General features: G+C 51.4%; 1 pseudogene. It reads left to right on the top strand.

From position 1 onward, the window contains the following. Positions 1-66: 66 nt before the first annotated feature. A pseudogene (locus AWU74_RS14395) lies at positions 67-420 on the top strand (response regulator); the annotation flags it as partial. Between the last annotated feature and the right edge of the window lie 12 nt (positions 421-432).

Raw genomic sequence — 432 nt, 5'->3', positions numbered from 1 at the left:
CGTATTAACGGGGCGAACGAAATTCTGCCGAAACGCGAAGTGCTAATTGTCTAAGACGATTCCCGACACATCTTCGCACTAACAACCCTGCACGAAAATCACGACGTGGATGTCGTGAGTACAACCAACGGTAAACCCGCCACTGAGATCGTACAGAAGACTCCCGACATCAGTCTCGTCCTGATGGATATCATGATGCCGGAAATGGACGGCTACGAGACGATTCGCGAGATTCGCAAAATTCCGGACTTTCATACGCTTCCGATACTCGCGCTCACAGCGAAGGCGATGAAAGGCGATCGCGAGAAGTGGCTTGAAGCCGGCGCCAGCGACTACATTTCAAAACCAGAAACGCCAAATCAGCTTCTTTGGTTGATGCGTATATGGCTGAACCGTTGCAGCATGAGCAAACGCAGATGAACCTGCCATCGG

Source organism: Treponema endosymbiont of Eucomonympha sp. (genome assembly GCF_001028545.1).
This window is presented reverse-complemented; position numbering and strand designations above follow the sequence as displayed.